The organism is Nonomuraea lactucae (genome assembly GCF_003313395.1).
Lineage (GTDB): Bacteria > Actinomycetota > Actinomycetes > Streptosporangiales > Streptosporangiaceae > Nonomuraea > Nonomuraea lactucae.
The window spans coordinates 1-3,501 of the sequence record NZ_QNFZ01000195.1; the positions used below are offsets into that span (position 1 = coordinate 1).

4 protein-coding genes are annotated in these 3,501 nt (G+C 71.4%); 2 read left to right on the top strand and 2 right to left on the bottom strand.

All coding sequences use genetic code 11. The annotated features are described in order from the left end of the window. Both DQW85_RS12285 and DQW85_RS12290 read right to left on the bottom strand, forming a co-directional pair. Window positions 1-426 (bottom strand): FAD-dependent oxidoreductase (locus DQW85_RS12285; RefSeq protein ID WP_162794925.1); only part of this gene is annotated, 426 nt, incomplete at its 3' end. Window positions 427-429: 3 nt separating this feature from the next. Continuing rightward, window positions 430-633: a ferredoxin gene (locus DQW85_RS12290; protein ID WP_275888198.1), complete on the bottom strand. Its 204-nt coding sequence runs from the start codon at window positions 631-633 to the stop codon at window positions 430-432. Window positions 634-818: 185 nt separating this feature from the next. Here DQW85_RS12290 and DQW85_RS12295 point away from each other — a divergent pair, with 185 nt between their 5' ends. Both DQW85_RS12295 and DQW85_RS12300 read left to right on the top strand, forming a co-directional pair. After that, entirely contained in the window at window positions 819-2,174 is a 1,356-nt protein-coding gene (locus DQW85_RS12295) for a glutamine synthetase family protein (protein WP_113700454.1), read from the top strand. A gap of 15 nt (window positions 2,175-2,189) precedes the next feature. After that, entirely contained in the window at window positions 2,190-3,470 is a 1,281-nt protein-coding gene (locus tag DQW85_RS12300; protein ID WP_113700455.1) for a cytochrome P450, read from the top strand. Window positions 3,471-3,501 lie beyond the last annotated feature (31 nt).

Sequence of the window (3,501 nt, forward strand, 5' to 3'; positions counted from 1 at the left end):
GGTCAGCTCGTCGCGCAGCCCCCGCGCGTCGGCGATGGCGCGGACCGTGTGCCGGCCGCTGCCGGGCCCGGACGGCCCGTCGCAGGACAGCCGGCGGGGTCGCATGCCGGTGGCGGCGACCAGGCCGTCGAAGGGCAGCGTCTCACCGCCTTCCAGCTCGACCACCCGCTCCTCCACTCGGGCCGCGGTGACGGTGACGCCGAGCCGCCACTCCACGTCGCGGGCGCTCTCCCTCGGCGTGAACGCCAAGGACTCCCACGGCGCCTTCCCCGCCAGCACCTCCTTGGACAGCGGCGGCCGGTTGTACGGCATGTGCGGCTCGGCCCCGATGACCGTGATCGCCCCGTGCCAGCCGGCCGCGCGCAGTTGCTCGGCGGCGCGCAGGCCGCCCATGGAGGCGCCGGCCACGATGACGCGCCCGGTCATCGCTCAGCCCTCGATCCGGATGGCCTGGAGGGGGCAGACGTCCGCGGCCTCCTCGACCTCGGCGCGCAGCGCGTCGCCGGGCTCGCCGGTGTAGGCCAGGCGTCCGTCGTCGTCCAACTGGAAGACGTCAGGAGCCGCGAAGACGCACTGCCCGTGGTCCTGGCACTTGTTCATGTCGACGACGACCTTCATGGCCGGCCCCTCCATCTCGTTTGACTCCAAACAAAGATAGGGAGAAGCGCGGACTCTGGTCAATGGCTATCCGGATGGATAAATATGCTGCCGGACCCTCTTGCGGGAGGCTCTCGCGATTCATATCGTTTGGAGTCAAACAAGAGATCCTCCAGTCACCGCCGCAACGCCACCCGTCCAGACCGTCCGAGGAGACACCGGTGAGCGCCCACGACCTCGCGTACGTCCGCCAGCACATCGACCGGCTCGCCGCCGAGGGCGTCGACGTCGTCCGCGTGACCTTTCCCGACCTCATCGGCACCGACCGCGCCCGCGACGTGCTGCTCGACCACCTGCCCGCCGCATGCGAGCACGGGCTGGCCTTCTGCCGCGCGGTCTACCACACCACCCCGCGGGGCGGCGTCGTCCCGGTCACCGGCGGGCTGGACGCCGGGCTGCCCGACATAGCCGTACGCCCCGACCTGGGCACGCTGGCCGCGCTGCCCTGGGAGCCGGGCGTGGCCTGGTGCCTGGGCGACGTCATCGACCCGGCGACCGGAGCCCCCGCCCCCGAGTCGCCGCGCGACCTGCTCCGCTCGGTCCTCGCCCAGTGCGCCGAACACGGCCTGCGGCCGATCGCCGGTCCCGAGCTGGAGTACTTCCTGTGCTCACCGGCCCCCGACGCGATGAGCGGCTGGCGCAGGTACACCGCGGATGCGGGCCACGTCTACACCGCCGGCCTGCGGGCCGACCCGGACAACCACCTGCTGCGCGTCCTGCGGACGCTGCGCGACACCGGCATCGGCGTCATCAGCGGCAACCACGAGTTCGACGGCGCGCAGTTCGAGATCAATCTGATCCACTCCGAGGCCATGTCCGCGGCCGATCGAACCTTCCGCTTCAAGGCGGCGGTGAAGGAGCTGGCCCGCAAGGAGGGCAGGCTGGCCACGTTCATGGCCAAGCCGTTCAACGACGCCGGTGGCTCCGGCTTCCACCTGCACTTCTCCTGCGAGGACGGGGCGGGCGGCAACGCCTTCGACGACCCGTCGGCTCCCTACGGCCTGTCCGCGACCGCGCGCCACGCCGTCGCGGGCGTCCTGGCCCACGCTCCGGCGCTCGCCGCGCTGCTCAACCCGACCGTCAACTCCTACAAGCGCTTCGGCCCCGGCACCCTCGCGCCGTGGCTCGTCGACTGGGGCCTCGACAACCGCAGCGCCATGGTCCGCATCCCGCCCGAGCGGGGCCGTGGGGCCAGGCTCGAACTGCGTCTCGGCGACGCCAGCGCCAACCCCTACCTGGCCCTGGCGGCACTGTGCGCCGCCGTCCTCCTGGGGGTCCGGGCGGGCCAGGAGCCGCCCGCTCCGCTCGAAGGGTACGGCTACGACCCCGCCAGGGCCGCCGTCCTCCCCATGAGCCTGCCCGCCGCCCTCGACTCGCTCGAGGCCGACACCGCCCTGACCGAGATCCTCGGCAAGGACTTCACCACCTCGTTCCTCTCCTACAAGCGCGACGAGGTCGAACGCTTCCAACGGCACGTCACCGACTGGGAGTTCGCCGAGTACGCCACCCACCTGTGACGTGAAGGAATCCGTATGATCCCGCTGCTCCCCGACCTCCGTGAGCCGCTGCCCCTGGACGGCGTCGACCTCGCCGATCCCGACAACTTCACCGACGGGATCACCCCGTGGCGCATGTTCCACACCCTGCGCCACCAGGACCCCGTCCACTGGCAGCCGGAGCCCGGACCCAACTCCGGCTTCTGGGCGCTCACCCGCCACCGGGACATCGTCCGCGTCGACCGGGACACCGAGACGTTCACCTCGGCCAGGTTCGTCAACCTGGAGGAGGTCGACGACGACCAGATCAAGAAGCGGGCCTCCCTCCTGGAGATGGACGGCGTCCGCCACCGCGCGCTGCGCGGCCTGCTGCAGCGCCACTTCGGCGCGAGCGTCATCAACGGCTACGCCGACTTCCTGCGCGGCCTGACCGCCAGGACCCTCGACGCGGCGCTGGTCAAGGGCGCCTTCGACTTCGTCGAGGAGATCTCCGCCGACTTCCCCATCAACGTCCTCGCCCGCCTCCTCGACGTGCCCGAGGAGGACAACCAGCGGCTCATCGCCTGGGGCAACCGCATCATCGGCAACACCGACCCCGACTACGCCGACGTGCTGCTGCACAGCGTGGAGAGCGAGAAGTACCGCGACCTGCCATTCCGCTCGCCCGCCTCCCTGGAGGTCTTCGCGTACGGCCGCGACCTGGCCCGGCGGCGGCGCGGCGGCGACGGCACCGACCTGGTGTCGAGGCTGGTCAACGAGACGCCCCGCGACGGCGTGCCGCTGTCGGAGCGGGACTTCGACAACTACTTCCTGCTGCTCGTCGTGGCGGGCAACGAGACCACCCGGCACGCCATCTCGCACTCCATGCTGGCCCTGATCCAGCACCCCGAACAGCTCGACCGGCTGCGCCGGGACCCCTCGCTCATCCCCGTCGCCGTCGAGGAGTTCCTGCGCTGGGCCTCCCCCGTCTACCACTTCCGCCGCACCGCGACCCGCGACGTCGAGCTCGGCGGCAAGCGGATCAGGGAGGGCGACAAGGTCGTCATGTGGTACGCCTCGGGCAACCGTGACGAGGAGGTCTTCGGCGACCCGTACGCGTTCGACGTGACCAGGCGGCCCAATGACCACGTCACCTTCGGCAAGGGCAGCCCGCACCTGTGCCTGGGCAACCTGCTGGCCCGGACCGAGATGCGGATCATGTTCGAGGAGCTGATCCCGCGCATCGCCGACATCCGCGTCACCGGCGACGTCCCCCGGGTCCGGTCGAACTTCGTCAACGGCATCAAGCGGCTCCCGGTCGAGGTCACCCTCGCCTGAGCCCCGGGCGACCCCCGGGCGAGGCCGCCCG

Bases quoted from the DNA above. Each gene is read 5' to 3' on its own strand.
- DQW85_RS12290 (WP_275888198.1), bottom strand. From the start codon at position 633: ATGGAGGGGCCGGCCATGAAGGTCGTCGTCGACATGAACAAGTGCCAG.
- DQW85_RS12300 (WP_113700455.1), top strand. From the start codon at position 2,190: ATGATCCCGCTGCTCCCCGACCTCCGTGAGCCGCTGCCCCTGGACGGC.